The organism is Arthrobacter sp. AFG20 (assembly GCF_002892795.1).
GTDB lineage: Bacteria > Actinomycetota > Actinomycetes > Actinomycetales > Micrococcaceae > Arthrobacter.
The window spans coordinates 145,552-159,577 of record NZ_PJMC01000005.1; the positions used below are offsets into that span (position 1 = coordinate 145,552).

Sequence of the window (14,026 nt, forward strand, 5' to 3'; positions counted from 1 at the left end):
CTCATCGAAGGAATGCCCATGACCAGTTCCGGCAGGCCCGTGCGAAGAAGCCCGGGGGGGCGCCAGCGCAGGGTTCTTAGTGCCGCCGTGGCACTGGTGCTGGCCGCGGGCTTGGGGGCGTCGGCTCCCGCCTTCGCAGACGACCTTGAAGACCAGCAGGCCGCCCTCAAAGCCGAAGCCGCCCGGGTCCAGCAGTCGCTCGAATTCGTCGACGCAAAAATTTCCAAAGCTGTCGGCGACCTGGTGATCTACCGCGGCCAGCTTCCGGCCGCGCAGCAGGCGCTGCTCGAGGCCCAGGGCCGGGTGGCGAGTGCCGTCAAGGAAGTGGAGGCCCTCGCTGCCAGGGTGGATCTGGCCCAGCAGAACAAGGCTAAAATCACCCAGCAGCTGGATGCAGACAAGCAGAAGATCGCCAGCACGAAGAAGCTGATCGGCCAGATCGCGACGCAGGCGTACAAGTCCGGCGGCGTGCCGTCAGATCTGACCCTGTTCTTCGGTTCCAACAACACGGGCAGCCTCACTGACACGATGGACATGGCCGACCAGGCATTGCGCAGCCAGAACTCCGCAATGGACAAGCTCACGCAGCAGAACGCCACCAACGTCAATTCGCAGGCACGCCTGCAGGCAGTCGAAGCCGAGATCAAGGACCTCAAGGCCAAAGCCGATGCGGCGCTTGCCAAAGAGAAGGCCGCCCGCGATGAGGCCGCCGCCAAGAAGGCCAAGGTGGACAAGCTCATCGCCGACACCACCCGCCTCAACAATGAGCTCGAGGCCGCCAAGCCGGGAATCCAGAAGAAACTGGCAGCCGTTAAGGCTCGCCAGGACGCAGTCGCGGCCGAAATCGTCGAGCGTGACCGCAGGCTGCGGGAGGCGTGGCTGGCTGAGCAGCGGCGGATTGCCGCTGCCGCCGCGGCCGCGGCTAAGGCGAAGGGTGAGGAACCGAAGCCCTTCGTCCCGGTGACCGGCCCGCCGTCGGCCTTTGGCCTCCGCCACCCGTTCCCCGGCAGCGTACCCATCACCTCCGGTTTTGGGTGGCGGGCGACGCCGCCCGGCACCATCGATTTCTACGGTGCCGGCGGCTACATGCACACGGGCATTGACTTCGGTGCCGCTTGCGGCACGCCGGTGTACGCGGCGGCAGCCGGCGAAGTTTTCTCAGCCGGCTGGGCGGACGACGGCGGCGGGAACAACGTCAAAATCTCGCACGGTGTGGTCCAGGGCAACTCACTGACCACGATCTACTACCACAACACCAGTGTGGTGGTCTCGGCCGGACAGCAGGTCAGCCAGGGCCAGCTCATCGCCTACTCGGGCACCACCGGAAACTCCACCGGCTGCCACTCGCACTTTGAGACCTGGCTGAACGGTGAAGCTGTTGACCCGATGCGCCTGCTGTGACAGGGGGCAGCAGGTGCCTGTCGGCGCGGGCCCGCCGGTGCACCTGCCGTAGAATAGTAAAACTTTGTTCCGGTGCCGCCGGGACAGCCCATACCGAGAACTGAGGAGTTGAACCGTGCCCAAAGAAAGTGGCCGAAAAGTCGTGGCCACCAACCGGAAGGCCCGGCACGACTACCACGTCATGGACACCTATGAGGCAGGCATCGCTCTCATGGGGACGGAGGTGAAGTCCCTCCGCGAAGGCCACGCCTCCATGGTCGACGGGTTCTGCACCTTCTATAACGATGAACTCTGGATGGAGGGCATCCACATCCCTGAATACAACCAGGGCAGCTGGACCAACCATGCGGCGCGCCGGCGGCGGAAACTCCTGCTGCACCGTGAGGAGCTCATCAAGATCTCGCACAAGATCCGCGAATCCGGCTTCACCATTGTGCCGCTGCAGCTGTACTTCGTGGACGGCCGCGCCAAGGTGGAGATCGGCATCGCCCGGGGTAAGAAGGATTACGACAAGCGCCAGACCTTGCGCGAACAGCAGGACAAGCGCGAGGCCCTCCGCGTCATGCGGGAACGCAACCGGCGCTAGGACTGCCAGGCCGACGCGCGGTGCATTGGCTGGAATGAATGGCTGCCCCGATGCGTTATGATTGGTAGTCCGGCAGGGATCTGGTCCAGAACCTGCGCCCAGCCGGTTTGGTAACAAAATACGGGGATGATCGGTTTCGACGATGTTAGTCGCGACAGGTGAAGCGGGCCGAGGATGCAGAATTATCTCGTAAACGCTGTCTGCAAACCAATAAGTGCCGAATCTAAGCGCACTGACTTCGCTCTTGCTGCCTAAGCAGTAAGACAGTCCGTCAGCCCGAGGTTGCTATCGCCCCGGATCCTGGCGTCATTTAGATAGCCACTGCTGTTTGCTCCCGTCATCGGAGTAAACGGGACTTTTAGATGACTGGGCCCGGATCAGCCGCCTGTTTGCAGGACGGCTGGGGCCGAGAAATTCCGACGCAAACTGCGCCCGGAGAAGCCCTGACAACACGACATCGGACGGGGGTTCAATTCCCCCCATCTCCACTAATTCCCGTTACCTGACGGGGAATGCCCGGACTTCGGTCCGGGCATTCCTTGTTTAATCAGGCCTTCTGTTCACCGACGGCGTAGCCCGCCAGGGACTACCTGCCATGCCCCCGCCGTTGTGACAGGTATCACGAATCCAGCGATTCGAAACCAGCAGTAGGGAGGCTCCCCATGTCCACGGCGGCTGCAAACGAACCGGGTCCCGTCGACGACGGCGCGGCCCTCGACTCCTATTCCGAGACGGTCATCAGGGTGGCCAGGACCGTCACGCCCCATGTGGCCGCCATTGAGATGACGGGGAACCGGCGCAACGGCCGGTTCCGGGTCGGCGCCGGATCCGCGGTCCTGTTCACCGAGGACGGCTACCTGCTGACCAACGCCCACGTGGTGGCCGGCACGCAGAAGGGCCGCGCCGTCTTCGCCGACGGCTCCGGCACTGATCTTGACGTGGTGGGCGCGGATCCCTTGTCCGATCTTGCAGTGGTCCGGGGCCGCGCCCCGCACGTCGCTCCTGCGGAGTTCGGGGACGCAGAGTCACTGCAGGTGGGGCAGTTGGTGATTGCCGTCGGGAACCCGCTGGGGCTCTCGGGTTCGGTGACGGCGGGTGTGGTCAGCGGACTGGGACGCGCCATCCCTGTCTGGGCCGGACGCAACCGCAGGGTCATTGAGGATGTCATCCAGACCGATGCCGCCTTGAATGCCGGCAGTTCCGGCGGGGCACTGGCCGACTCACAAAGCCGGATCGTCGGAATCAACACCGCGGTGGCCGGTGCCGGGCTGGGGCTGGCTGTTCCCATCAACAGCACCTCGCGCCGGATCATTTCCGCGCTTCTGTCGCACGGCCGGGTCCGGCGGGCCTATCTCGGCGTGGTCAGCACCCCGATCCGGCTGGGCGCAAGCGAAGTGGTCCGTACCGGCCAGCGGGAGGGGCTGCGCGTGGTGGAGGTGCTCTCGGGTTCCCCGGCGGAGCAGGCAGGGCTCCGGACCGGCGATGTACTGCTGCGGGTGGGCTCCAGAGCCGTCAGCAATGCCGAGAGTCTGCAAAAACTCCTCTTCGTCGAGGCCATCGGCGTCCCCATGAACATAGCCGTACTGCGCGACGGACACTTGACCGACATCACAGCCGTGCCCGGCGAGATGGCGGACTGGGGATAGGTACAGGAACCGGACACAACGGGGTGGCCAGGAAATCCCTGGCCACCCCTAATCTTTGTTTTCCGGCAATCAGCGTTTCTTCAGATGCGCTACGGGGTCCGCTGCTCCCTCATGCGGGGCCTTGGCCTTCTTATCCGCGCGTTTCTGTTTGATGGTCTTGCCCGCTTTTTTCTGCTGTTGCTGGTGCGGCGACTTGTCCGGCATGGCGTGCTCCCTCGTCCGAGGGGCAGGAGGGTGCCCCTCCCTACGTAAATTACGCCTGTTTCGGTTCAGATGTAACTGCCCACATGGCCCGTCAACCCGTGACGTCGGCGATTCCCACAAACCTGGTGCCCACGCCGTCGAACTCGCTCCGTACGAATCCGGCCGTCGGCGGGGGAACCTCGGAGGAGCGGTGATGGTCGCACACGACGTACGTGAACTCCGGCCACCACTTCTTTGGCCGGGCCGCCTCCTCGTAACCGCAGACCGCGCAGACGAGGTGCACCCACACCGGCCGCTTCCCTGTCCGATTGGCGCGGGACTGGACGAGCCACGCAGGCGGATTGTCCAGCAGTTCGCCAAGCTGGGCTTCGGTCAGAAGCTTGGGAATGCCGTGGCGCTGGGCCATTTCCAGTGGTACATCCAAGGCAATTGCCGCATCACGTCTGCTGATCATCCAGTCCACGATACGGTAAGTCATGAGCGATGCCAGCCAGACCACCGCGCCCACGCGCCTGCAGCGACACGTGCTGGCGGTCGCGATCGTGGCGTCCTTCATGGCGATCCTCGACAGCTTCGTTGTCAGCCTGGCACTGCCCGCCATCGGCAGGGAACTTGGCGGCGGCCTCCGCATCCAGCAGTGGGTGGTGGACGCCTACCTCCTGACGCTCGGGGCGCTCATTCTGGCGGCCGGCTCGCTCTCGGACCATTTCGGACGGGTGCGTGTGCTGCAGTGGGGGCTGGGCGGGTTTGCCCTCACCTCGGTCCTCTGCGGGGCAGCCTGGACCGGTGAAATGCTGGTGATAAGCCGGGGGCTGCAGGGAGTGGCCGGAGCACTCCTGGTGCCCAGCTCGCTCGCGCTGATCGTCAGCCACTTCGACAGTGGCGCGCAAGGTGCGGCCATCGGCAAATGGTCGGCGTGGACGAGTGCCGCGGCCATCGTGGCCCCCTTGATCGGCGGCGTGTCTGTGGACCTGCTCTCGTGGCGGGTCATCTTCTTCGTCAACATCCTGCCCGCGGCGGCCATCTGGCCCGTACTGGCCAGGCTACGGAAGGCCGACGCCGCCCCAGGCCCTGCCGGCAGCATCGACATAGCAGGGGCGCTTCTGGCCGTCATCGCTCTTGGCGGACCGGTTTATGCGCTGATCGAACAGGGGACCGCGGGGTGGGGCAGCCCGCAGGTCTGGATGCCGCTGGCCGCCGGCGTCGTGGCCACGGTGCTTTTCCTCATCCACGAATCGAGGACAGCCGCGCCGCTCCTGCCCCTGGGCATGTTCACGGTCCGGAACTTCGGCTGGGGCAACATCGCCACCGCCGCGATCTACGGCGGATTTTCCCTCGGATTCTTTGCGCTGGGTATCTACATCCAGCAGGTCGGCGGCATGAAGGCGACCACCGCCGGCTTGGCACTGCTGCCCTCAACGGTGATCCTGATGCTGTTGGCATCGTTCTTCGGGGGACTCGCCGGCAAATACGGGCCGCGGTGGTTCATGGCCGCCGGCCCGGTGCTGTGCGCGGCCGGGTTCCTGCTCACGCTGTCCGTTGGCGGCTCCCTGAACTACTGGACCCAGGTCCTGCCCGGGCAGGTGGTCTTCGGCCTCGGCCTGTCCATGACGGTGGCACCCCTGACGGCGGCCATCCTTGGATCAGTCCCTGAGAAGCAGGCGGGCGTGGGCTCCGCGGTGAACAATGCTGTTTCGAGGATCGCCGGCCTGGTCTGCATCGCCTTTGCGGGCTTCATCGTCGGTCCCGAACTGACGACGCCGGGCCTTCACCGCGCGTTGCTGGCCACCGCCGCGCTGCTGTTGCTGGGTGCGGCCTGCTCCGCCGTCGGAATCCGGAACCCGGTGCGGGCTAGCCGCCGCTGACCGCGATTCCCGCCGCGGCAGCAGCCAGCCCCAGCAACAAGTTGGCGAGGATGTTGGCGGCGGCGGCGAGGTAGCGCCGTTCACTGGCCAGGCGCACCGTCGCAGTGGTCCAGGAACTGAAAGTGGTCAGGCCGCCGGCGAATCCGGTGGCCATGGCAGCGTGCCATTCGGGGCCGAATGCCGCGGTGACGCCCACCGACAGCCCGATGACGAAGGAGCCAGCCACATTGACCAGCAGGGTAGCCCAGGGCCAGTGCCGCCGCGTCGACGGGAACCCGGCCAGCCAGCCATCAACGGCGAACCGGAGAAGCGCCCCGGCGGTGCCGAAGAGACCAACGAGGAGCGCCGTCACTGTCCACCGCCACGAGGAGCGCCGCGGAAAGCACGGAAGGCGCCAAGCACCCTGCCGGTCCGCCAGCCGGCGGCAGCCGCCGCCAGCCCCAGCAGGACGGACAGTCCCAGATAGAGAAGACCCAGGCCGGCGAGCCCTCCCCGGGTCAGTTGGTCCGTGGAAAATACGACGGCCGAGAAGGTGGTGAAAGAGCCCAGCACGCCCGGCCCGATGGCCGCGCGAAGCCAGAACGCGGTCTGCGGCCGCGCGATCCAGATGGTGGTGAGGGCCGCCAGCACGAAGCTGCCAACGATGTTGATGCCCAGCGTGGCCCACGGCAGGTCTCCGGGCTGGTCCGGGAACAGCAGTCCCAGCACGTACCGGAGCTCGGTGCCCAGCAGCCCGCCGGCGGCCACGGCCGTCCAGACCCGCCAGCCGTAGCCGGAGCCCGTCCTGGAGGCGGTGCCGGTGCGACCGGCCAGGGGAGCCCGCACCTGTGCCTACAGGTTGGCCATGCGGCAGCCGGGATGCGCGGAGTCGCTGTGGATCCAGAGAGCGGAGGCCACTTCGTCGGCGAGGTCAACGTCGCGGCTGGTACCGGGGGAGCCGATGCGGACGACGAGCGCACCGCCGAAGGGCTTGCGGCCGCGCACCTCGACGTCGGCGTCGAGGCTGATCTTCTCCGCGGCGAGGTAGCGCAGCAGCTCCGGGTTCTCGTCGCTGATCCGGGTGATCCTGCCGGTGTGGCCGTCGTCGAGCTCGATCATCCGGTGGGCTGACGGCATCCGCACGGTACCGTCAGCCGAGGGGATGGGATCGCCGTGCGGGTCCCGTGACGGGTTGCCCAGCCGGGCTGCCAGCCTCTCAACGAACGTGTCCGAGACCGCATGTTCCAGCTGTTCGGCCTCGTCATGGACTTCGTCCCAGCTGTATCCCAGGTCCTTGACCAGGTACGTCTCAATGAGCCGGTGCCGCCGGACCATGGAGAGGGCAAGCCGGACGCCCTGGGGCGTCAGCGTGATGGCGCTGTACGGCTTGTGGAGGACGAGACCCTGGTCCTTGAGCTTGCGCACCATCTCGGAAACCGAGGAATTGGCCACGCCGAGGCGCTGTGCAAGCTGGGTGGAGGTGATGGGCTTGTCCTGCCATTCCGTAAAGGAATAGATGACCTTAACGTAGTCCTCGATCGAGGAGGAGGGCGTACTGGTCTTCACAGCTTCAAGCCTACCTGCTGCCACCACGGCCCTCCGCCCTGACAGCCCGCCAGGTCTGCGTGAGGTAGGGGAGCTGCAGCGGTTCGCCCTCGGCATGCCCCAGGTGCTCATGCAGGTACCAGGCCAGGTTGCCGGTCACCTTGGCCCGGGTGGCGTCGTTGGCCGCGAGGTAATAGCTGCGGGACTTGGCCAGTTCGAGGATGTCGTCCGGGGTGACGGGATCCTCCCACCGGGTCAGGTGGCTTTCGAGGGACGTGAATTCCGGTCCAATTTTGGGGCGGAAGTCGGGTTTATGGACGTCCCCGGCGTGCATGATGCGGGACAGCCGGTGCACCCAGGGCACTGATGTGTCCAGCTGGTTCCAGATCAGGCCCAACACCCCGTGCGGCTTGAGGATCCGGGAAATCTCGGTGCTGGCCCGCAGCGGGTCGCACCAGTGCCATGCCTGGGCAACGCTGACGACGTCGAACGCCGCCTCGGGCAGTCCGGTCGCCTCCGCGGTCCCTGCCAGAGCTTGAACCCCGGGGTAGGCGCGCCTGAGCTGCTCCAGCATGTCCACGGAAGGGTCCACCGCGCTGACGCTCAGCCCGCGCTCCACCAGCAATGCCGTGAATTTGCCGGTTCCGGCGCCGATGTCGGCAGCAGTGCGAGCCCCGGCCGGAATGAGCCAGTCCGCGGAATCGTCAGGGTAGCCGGGACGGACGCGGTGGTAGTGCTCGCCGCCGTCCTGGAAGCTCTGCCCAAGCTCCTTCCGCCGCCCGTGATGAAGTTTGGGACCGCCCCGTGCCACGCACAGTCTCCTTAGCCCGACGTCGAAAATTACCTTTCGAATTTACCGCACGGGGACCGCTGCCGTGGGAGGCCGGGATGGTGCCGTAGTCCGGGGTGGCGGCTAGTCCTGCGCGCAGGGTGCGGCGCCGGCGGTCCCAGGGGTGTTCGGCGCCCACGCGGGGTAGGTGCGGGTGTCATTCGCCGGAACCCAGCGCCCGGCATCCACCACGTAGTCCCAGCCGAGGCCGGAGCGGCGGAGTTCCTCGATGCCGGCGAGCAGCCGCTGGGCGTCCTCCAGCCGTGATCCCACCCCGAAGCTGGCGCGCAGGGAACCGGACGGCAGGCCGAGGCGCTTCAGCAGCGGGTGCGCGCAGAAGCGGCCGTCGCGCAGGCCCACGCCGTGTTCGGCCGACAGGTATGCGGCCACCAAGCCGGCGTCGTAACCCTCCACGGAGAAGTTGACCACGCCAATGGCGTCGTCCGGGTCGCTGTCCGCAAAGATCTGGTGGACGGTGACGCCGTCGATCCTGTGCAGCCCCTCGACGAGGAAGGACCGGATGGCGGCCTCATGGGCGTGCCAGCCCTGCGGATCAAGGGCAGCGACGACCTGGGTTGCCCTTGCCAGGGTGGCTGCGCCGAGCACGTTGGGTGAGCCGCCCTCGTGGCGGGCGGGGCCGGTGGCCCAGCTGACGCCGTCGAGCCTGGCCTCGCTCACGGCGCCGCCGCCGGCGAGGTGCGGGGTGCCGGCGTCGAGCCAGTCGGGGCGGCCGATCAGGACGCCGGCCCCGAAGGGGGCGTAGAGCTTGTGGCCGGAGAAGGCGAGGTAGTCGACGTCGTCCGCGGCGATGTTGACGCGGCGGTGCGGCGCGAGCTGCGCGGCGTCCACCACGATCCGGGCGCCGAATTCATGGGCCAGCGCAGCGAGGCGCCGGATCGGAAGGATTTCGCCGGTGACGTTGGAGGCACCGGTCACCGCAAGGAGGCTGACATCGCCGTGCTCAAGTTCGGCGCGCAGGCTGCTAATGGTGGCTTCCAGCGTTTCCGATGCCACCACGCTGCGGTGCGGTACTCCCTGCCACGGCAGCAGGTTGGCGTGGTGCTCGATGTCCAGGTACAGCACTTCACCGGTGTGGTGGTGGTCCTCCACCGGCAGGCAGCCGGCCAGGAGATTGAGGGAGTCGGTGGTGTTCCTGGTGAAGATGACGGCGTCATCGGCGCGGCCGCCCACGAACTCCCGCACGATGCTCCGCGAGTTCTCGTAGACGGAGGTGCTGATCTGCGAGGCATAGCCGGCGCCGCGGTGCACGCTCGCGTAGTACGGCAGGATCTCGTTGAGGTACGCGGAAACCACCGACAGCGCAGGCGCGGAGGCGCCGTAATCGAGGTTGGCGTAGCGGACGTGGCCGCCCTGGATCAGCGGAGCCTGGATTTCCGCGCCGGTCACGGCAGCCAGGGGACGGCCTGCGGCGGCAAATCGGCCGTCCAGCACGCCTGCGGCGGTGGTGGAAGAAAAGGTGGCAGTCGTCATGGGACCTCACTGAGAAAGGACCCCGTGTGACGGGGATCCGCGCTTGCCGGGTCCGTTCCGGATCGGCCTGGTCGTCACCCGGGGCACCCCACCGCGAATGGAGGGTTGCCGGCCAGCTAACCGGGGTTTAGCGCTGGCACTCGTGACCTGTTACGAGACTAGGACATCCGGACGGGCGATGAAAAAGCCTGTTCGGAATGTTAAGCGGATTATTACGCAGCCCTAATATGGGGCCCCAGGCCGAATAAACGACGGCGAACGCCCGTAGAAGGGGACATCCGCCGTCGTAATATTCAGCGCAAAGGGCGCAGGGCGGGGTGCAACGAAAACTAGAGCAAATCGTCCAGCTGCGGATTCAGGCGCTTCAGGACTTCCGAGTGCAGGATCGAGTTGGTCGCCAGCGCATTGCCCCCGAACGGGCCGTCGGTTCCTTCCAGGGACGTGAAACGGCCGCCTGCCTCCGTCACGATCGGCACCAGCGCCGCCATGTCGTACAGGTTCAGTTCAGGTTCGCAGGCGATGTCCACGGCCCCTTCGGCCACCATGCAGTAGGACCAAAAATCGCCAAAGGCCCGGGTGCGCCAAACTTCCTCGGTGAGCTGGAGGAACTCATCGAGGTTTCCGCGGTCCTTCCAGCCGCCGAGGCTGGAGTAGGACAGTGAGGCGTCGGCGAGGCTGGACACGTTGGATACCTTGAGCCTCGTGGCGGCCGCGAGGGAACGGCCTGAGTAGGCGCCGGCGCCCTTGGCCGCCCACCAGCGCTTGCCCAGCGCAGGGGCGCTGACCACGCCGACGACGGGTTCGCCTTCGTCGACGAGGGCGATCAGCGTGGCCCACACCGGCACTCCGCGGACAAAGTTCTTGGTTCCGTCGATCGGATCGATGATCCAGCGGCGGGAACCGTGGCCGGAACTTCCGAACTCCTCACCGAGCACGGCGTCACGGGGACGGGAACGGGACAGCTGGCCGCGGATGGACTCCTCGGCGGCCTTGTCCGCATCGGTGACCGGCGTCAGATCAGGCTTCGTCTCGATCTTGAGGTCCAGCGCTTTGAACCGGCTCATGGTCTGGTCGTCCACGGAATCGGCCAGCACATGGGCCAGACGCAGGTCATCGTTGTACGTTGAAGCGGGTTGGGTCATGGTTCCAAACTACCCTCAAAGGCCCGGCGGGGCGGGGAGGCAGCCGCCGGGCTGCGCCGCGGGAGGCTAGCCGACGCTGCCGAGTTCCTTGGTTTCCTGGGCCTCCATGCGCGGGTCGGTGCCCAGCAGGCGGCGCAGGGACGCGAGCCTGGCTGCTCCGGTGGGGCCGGCATGGCCGGCCGCGACCCACGCATCCACGCCGCAGTTGACGGCGGTGGCGTCGTGCTTGCAGCCCCGTTCGCAGGCCTCGGTGCCCGGCTCAAGGTCGGGGAAGGAGTGCAGGATGCGGTCCGGGTCGACGTGGGCCAGCCCGAAGGAGCGGATGCCCGGCGTGTCGATGATCCAGCTCCCCGCCGGGGCGTCAGCGAGCTTGAGGGCAAGGGCCGACGACGACGTGTGCCGCCCGCGGCCCGTCACGGCGTTGACGCCGCCGGTGGCACGTTCGGCGCCCGTCAGCGCGTTGACCATGGTGGATTTTCCGACGCCGGAATGGCCCAGCATCACGGTCACCTTGCCGTCCAGGTGGGCGCGGAGCTCGGACACGGCGGCGACGTCGAGCCGGGCGGAGAGGCCGTCGTCGGACCGGGCGTCGATGCCGGAGGCCTCGGAATCGGCGGTGCGGCTGATGATGACCGGAAAGTCAAGGTGGCGGTAGTTGTCCAGCAGCCCGGTGGGGTCCTTGACGTCCGCCTTGGTGACCAGCAGCAGTGGTTCGATCCCGGCGTCGTAGGCTGCCACCAGCGCCCGGTCAATGAACCCGGTGCGGGGCTCCGGATTGGCAGCGGCGACGACCACCACCAGCTGGTCCGCGTTGGCGACAACCGCCCGTTCCACGGGATCGGTGTCATCGGCGCTGCGTCGCAGCAGGGTTTTGCGGTCCTGGATTTTCACGAGCCGGGCAAGCGTGTCCGGCTCGCCGGACACGTCACCCACGAGGGACACGAAGTCTCCGGCCACCACCGGGGAGCGGCGCAGTTCCCGGGCGCGGGCGGCGATGACGGTCCGCTCGTTGCCCGAATCCTCGCCGACGACAGCTGTGTAACGCCCCCGGTCAACGGTGATGATCCGTCCGGTCACGGCGTCCTCATGGCTGGGGCGGTCCTTCGTCCGGGGCCTGGAACCTTTTTTGTTCGGCCGGATCCGGACGTCGGATTCGTCCCAGGAATCAGTGCTGCGTGCCACCGGGGGTCCCTGCGGTGTTGGTCGCTGCGGTGCTGGTGCCTGCGGCGGTGGCGCCCGCGCCACCCCGCTGTCCGAGCATGTCCGCCCACAGCTTGGGGAAGTCCGGCATGGTCTTGGACGTTGTGGCGATGTCCTGCACTTCCACACCCCTGACCGCCAGCCCGAGGATGGCCCCGGCGGTGGCCATCCGGTGGTCGGCGTAGCTGTACACGACGCCGGCGCGGAGCTCCGCGGGCCGGATGATGAGTCCGTCCGCGGTTTCCTCGGCATCGCCGCCGAGGCGGTTGATTTCGGTGACGAGCGCCGCGAGCCGGTCCGTCTCGTGTCCGCGGAGATGGGCGATGCCGCTCAGCCGGGAGGGGCCGGAGGCCAGCGCGCACAGTGCGGCGACGGTGGGTGCGAGCTCGCTGGTTTCGGCGAAGTCGGCCCCCTTGATTTCACTGCCGCCGGTCACCGTCAGGGTGCCGTCCTGCAGGGTCACCGCGGCCCCCATGTCGGTGAGGATGCTGCGCCACATGTCACCCACCTGCGTCGTGTGCTCCGGCCAGTCCGGAATCCGAACGGTGCCGCCCGTCGCCAAGGCAGCGGCCAGGAACGGGCCGGCGTTGGACAGGTCCTGCTCGATGCGCTGGTCGAACGCACGGACCGGGCCGGGGCTGACAATCCAGTGGTTCGGCGTGGAGTCATCCACCACCACGCCCGCGCCGCGCAGCACGGCGATGGTCATGTTGATATGGTCCAGGCTCGGCACGGTGCTGCCGGCGTGTTCAAGGTGCAGGCCGTCCGCGAACCGTGCCCCCACCAGCAGCAGGGCGGAAACGAACTGCGAGGACGCGCTGGCGTCAATGACGAGGTGACCACCGCGGACCTGCCCCGTGCCTTCGACGCGGAACGGCAGCGAAGCGGGCATGCCGCCGTCGTCGCCGCGGACGGTGACGCCCAGGCCTGCAAGCGCCTCGATGATGGTCCCCATCGGCCGCGCACGGGCGTGGGGGTCGCCGTCGAAAACGGTGGCACCGCTGCGGAGTGCGGCCAGCGGCGGAACAAACCTCATGACGGTTCCGGCCAAGCCGCAGTCGATGGCGACGTCGGCGCCACCGGAGTTGGCCGGAATCGGCGTCACCTCCAGGTCCGGGCCGAAGGCGCCTTCGCCCGGCACTTCCTGGATGTGCGCGCCCAACTGGCGCAGGGCTTCGATCATCAGCGCTGAGTCGCGGGAGTGCAGCGGCGCCCGGAGCCGGGACGGCCCGTCGGCCAGCGCGGCGAGCACAAGGTACCTGTTGGTCAGCGACTTTGAGCCCGGCACGCGGACCGTGGCGTCAACCGGCTGCTCCGCAAACGGCGCGGGCCAGTGCGGAGCAGCGCCGGCGGTCTCAGCGGACGCGCCCATGGGTGATGCTGTCATTCCTGCTTATGCCCCCACCGCGTGGTCAACAGCCTTGCGGACTGCCCTGTCGGCCCGGCGGACTGCCTTGTCGGCACTGTGCAGCTTCTTGCCGGTGGTCTTGCGGGCGTCCGCGGCGAGGTGGCCTGCGGTCTTGCGTGCGTCGGCGGCGAGGTGCTCTGCGCGCCAGGCCAGGCCGGGCTTGCCGGCGGTGTCCACGGAGGCCAGCAGCACACCGCCGGTAAGGGTGATGTTCTTGAGCAGTTGGTTGCGGCGGGCTGCCCGGCCCTCCTTGCTGCTGATGTCCGCGCTGCGCCATTCAACGAAGGCGTTCAGTGCCGAGATGACGGCCAGCACCGAGGCTGCCAAGCGAGCAGATTTGCCGAGCGCGAAGAGGACACCGGCACCCACCTGCGTTCCGCCGATGACCCGTGCCAGCACCTTCTCGTCCGTTTGGAACGGCAGGGCTTCGGACGCGCGGCGCAGGAGGGGCGACAGTTGCTGTGCGGTGTCGTCCGCATTCCTGAGCTTGTCCGTTCCGGCGAGGATGAAACTTGAGGCCAGCATCGGCCGGGCAAAAAAGCGGACAAAGGACATGAATTTCCTCCTGGATGGCCGAGCCGCGTTGGCCGCGGCGGAGTCGGTTCTAGTCTTGCACTTTTGCGGAATATTTGCCCACCGCGCACCGTTGTGCTCTTCAGACCGGAAGCAGTCTGTGAGTGGTCTCGTGTGCGGTTTCCGGTGTTCAGCGGCGGCTGGGGCAAGGCCGGAA

At 67.2% G+C, this 14,026-nt stretch carries 15 protein-coding genes, 1 other RNA gene and 1 riboswitch; of the genes, 5 read left to right on the top strand and 11 right to left on the bottom strand.

The features are described 5' to 3' along the window. The first annotated feature begins 18 nt into the window (after nucleotides 1–18). The 4 genes from CXZ05_RS07680 (at nucleotide 19) to CXZ05_RS07695 (ending at nucleotide 3,633) form a co-directional block, all read left to right on the top strand. Nucleotides 19–1,401, top strand: coding sequence for a M23 family metallopeptidase (locus CXZ05_RS07680; RefSeq protein ID WP_102972020.1), 1,383 nt, complete (start codon nucleotides 19–21; stop codon nucleotides 1,399–1,401). 115 nt (nucleotides 1,402–1,516) lie between these two features. Then, nucleotides 1,517–1,987: an SsrA-binding protein SmpB gene (gene smpB / locus CXZ05_RS07685; protein WP_003804881.1), complete on the top strand. Its 471-nt coding sequence runs from the start codon at nucleotides 1,517–1,519 to the stop codon at nucleotides 1,985–1,987. A 122-nt stretch (nucleotides 1,988–2,109) separates the two neighbouring features. After that, nucleotides 2,110–2,478: a transfer-messenger RNA gene (ssrA, locus tag CXZ05_RS07690) on the top strand. A gap of 171 nt (nucleotides 2,479–2,649) precedes the next feature. Beyond that, complete coding sequence (locus CXZ05_RS07695) at nucleotides 2,650–3,633, top strand: S1C family serine protease (protein ID WP_102972021.1); 984 nt, start codon at nucleotides 2,650–2,652, stop codon at nucleotides 3,631–3,633. 69 nt (nucleotides 3,634–3,702) lie between these two features. Here CXZ05_RS07695 and CXZ05_RS23375 read toward each other — a convergent pair whose 3' ends face one another. Next, nucleotides 3,703–3,837, bottom strand: a complete 135-nt coding sequence (locus tag CXZ05_RS23375; RefSeq protein ID WP_258006495.1) for a hypothetical protein — start codon at nucleotides 3,835–3,837, stop codon at nucleotides 3,703–3,705. A gap of 91 nt (nucleotides 3,838–3,928) precedes the next feature. Beyond that, nucleotides 3,929–4,291: a hypothetical protein gene (locus CXZ05_RS07700; RefSeq protein WP_102972201.1), complete on the bottom strand. Its 363-nt coding sequence runs from the start codon at nucleotides 4,289–4,291 to the stop codon at nucleotides 3,929–3,931. 22 nt (nucleotides 4,292–4,313) lie between these two features. Between CXZ05_RS07700 and CXZ05_RS07705 the strand changes: the two genes are divergently transcribed. Continuing rightward, on the top strand, nucleotides 4,314–5,702 hold the full coding sequence (locus CXZ05_RS07705; RefSeq protein ID WP_102972022.1) for an MFS transporter: 1,389 nt from the start codon (nucleotides 4,314–4,316) through the stop codon (nucleotides 5,700–5,702). Here the strand turns inward: CXZ05_RS07705 and CXZ05_RS07710 are convergent. From CXZ05_RS07710 to CXZ05_RS07750, 9 genes are all read right to left on the bottom strand, one after another. Continuing rightward, a complete protein-coding gene (locus CXZ05_RS07710) occupies nucleotides 5,689–6,054 on the bottom strand; it encodes a CrcB family protein (protein ID WP_102972023.1) in 366 nt (121 codons plus the stop codon). The two genes, CXZ05_RS07705 and CXZ05_RS07710, sit on opposite strands and share 14 nt — an antisense overlap. Next, entirely contained in the window at nucleotides 6,051–6,527 is a 477-nt protein-coding gene (locus tag CXZ05_RS07715) for a CrcB family protein (protein ID WP_102972024.1), read from the bottom strand. Before CXZ05_RS07715 ends, CXZ05_RS07710 begins: the two co-directional genes overlap by 4 nt. Before the next feature lie 6 nt (nucleotides 6,528–6,533). After that, complete coding sequence (locus tag CXZ05_RS07720; RefSeq protein ID WP_102972202.1) at nucleotides 6,534–7,247, bottom strand: metal-dependent transcriptional regulator; 714 nt, start codon at nucleotides 7,245–7,247, stop codon at nucleotides 6,534–6,536. Between the two features lie 10 nt (nucleotides 7,248–7,257). Continuing rightward, entirely contained in the window at nucleotides 7,258–8,037 is a 780-nt protein-coding gene (locus tag CXZ05_RS07725; protein ID WP_102972025.1) for a class I SAM-dependent methyltransferase, read from the bottom strand. A gap of 102 nt (nucleotides 8,038–8,139) precedes the next feature. After that, nucleotides 8,140–9,546: an aminotransferase class V-fold PLP-dependent enzyme gene (locus CXZ05_RS07730; RefSeq protein WP_102972026.1), complete on the bottom strand. Its 1,407-nt coding sequence runs from the start codon at nucleotides 9,544–9,546 to the stop codon at nucleotides 8,140–8,142. Between the two features lie 34 nt (nucleotides 9,547–9,580). Continuing rightward, nucleotides 9,581–9,694: riboswitch (SAM riboswitch) on the bottom strand. A gap of 181 nt (nucleotides 9,695–9,875) precedes the next feature. Further along, nucleotides 9,876–10,688, bottom strand: a complete 813-nt coding sequence (hisN, locus tag CXZ05_RS07735; protein ID WP_102972027.1) for a histidinol-phosphatase — start codon at nucleotides 10,686–10,688, stop codon at nucleotides 9,876–9,878. Nucleotides 10,689–10,754: 66 nt separating this feature from the next. After that, nucleotides 10,755–11,870, bottom strand: coding sequence for a ribosome small subunit-dependent GTPase A (locus CXZ05_RS07740; protein ID WP_102972028.1), 1,116 nt, complete (start codon nucleotides 11,868–11,870; stop codon nucleotides 10,755–10,757). Continuing rightward, a complete protein-coding gene (aroA, locus tag CXZ05_RS07745; RefSeq protein WP_258006496.1) occupies nucleotides 11,854–13,275 on the bottom strand; it encodes a 3-phosphoshikimate 1-carboxyvinyltransferase in 1,422 nt (473 codons plus the stop codon). The genes CXZ05_RS07740 and aroA overlap by 17 nt, the downstream gene beginning before the upstream one ends. A 6-nt stretch (nucleotides 13,276–13,281) precedes the next feature. Further along, complete coding sequence (locus tag CXZ05_RS07750; RefSeq protein WP_102972030.1) at nucleotides 13,282–13,851, bottom strand: DoxX family protein; 570 nt, start codon at nucleotides 13,849–13,851, stop codon at nucleotides 13,282–13,284. Between the last annotated feature and the right edge of the window lie 175 nt (nucleotides 13,852–14,026).